The sequence below is a fragment of the Arthrobacter sp. GCM10027362 genome, assembly GCF_042679445.1.
GTDB lineage: Bacteria > Actinomycetota > Actinomycetes > Actinomycetales > Micrococcaceae > Crystallibacter.
Window position 1 is genome coordinate 20,914 of record NZ_JBHTML010000053.1, and the last position, 1,216, is coordinate 22,129.

1 protein-coding gene is annotated in these 1,216 nt (G+C 63.4%); it reads right to left on the reverse strand.

Annotated features, from left to right (window positions below):
• Window positions 1–914: SRPBCC family protein (locus ACFQ36_RS10120; RefSeq protein WP_377013205.1), on the reverse strand; the 914-nt coding region annotated here is incomplete at its 3' end.
• Window positions 915–1,216: the final 302 nt, after the last annotated feature.

The window sequence follows — 1,216 nt, forward strand, 5'->3', positions numbered from 1 at the left end:
TCTCCGGCCTCCGGGGCGCCTTCTGCCGCTTCCGATTCAGCCGCTTCCGCTTCGGCCCGTTCCTGTTCGACGACCTCTTCATGCGTGCGCACGATCTTGCCGTCCCTGATTTCCCCGCGCCAACCTTGAACGCTGTCAGGATCCAGGATCGTACTCGTCATGACATGGCGCACATAGCGCTTCATTTCCACCCTGACGCGGCGGCCCACCGCCCGCCAGATCTGGGCGGTCTTCTCGAAGAGCCCCTGCGGATAGTACTCGACCACGATGCAGATTTTGGTCAGCCGCGGTGCGATTTCGTGGAACGTGACGGCACCGTCCAAGTGGCCCTTGTTGCCGGTGGACTTCCAGATGATGCGGTCATCCGGCACCATCTCTTTAATAGTTGATTCCCAGCGGCGGTGGGACAGGAAGACCTGGCCCTTGAAGGCCACTTTTCCCTGCTCCCTGTTGTGCTCGACGTTCTCGACTTTCTTCATGAAGTCGGACCACTGCTCGAATTCCGTCCACTGGTTATAGGCCACCTTGACCGGGACGCCGACCTCGATCCACTCAACAATGTTGGCGAATCTCTGTTGCCGGCTGCCGCGGCCTCCTCCACCTGTAAAGAACTCCTTGACCTTGTTCTTCAAACCGCCGAACAGACCCTTGGCAGCCCCCACGGCAGGGCTCTTCCCTTCAAGTCCTGCCGTGACGGCTTTTGCTGTCATTTCGTCCTTCACGCCTCTAGGCTTGCCTTCGGCATAATCGTCCAACTGGCCGCTGAGGCCCTCGACCTTGTCGGTCACCTTGCCCAGGGCACTGTTGACGAGCGATTTGCCAAAGTTGCCGGCGGCGTCCTTCAGGCCGCCCAGTGGAAGCTTTTCCGCCAGCGAGGGCGAACTGGTTTCTTCGCGCTCGGTCGTTTCAGTCATGGCACCTGCTCCTTACCTGGTAGAAGGCTTACCGCTTGCAGGGGGCCTGTTGCCGCCGCTGCGGGGAACCGGCTTGCGCACGCCGGATACGCCCTTGGCCGGACCTTCGGCTTTCTTTGGAGCGGCGGCCTTCGGAGCGGCCCCGGCAGTTGTTTCCCCGGCTGGTTTGGCCGGCGCAGGTCCCGGGCCCGGTCTGCGGGCCGGCTGGCCTGCGGCAGGGCGGGATTCAGGCCGAGGCCGTGCCGCGGCGGCCCTGTCCTCCGGCCGTTCCCTGGGTTCAGGCTCCTCGGCGGCCCCGCCCT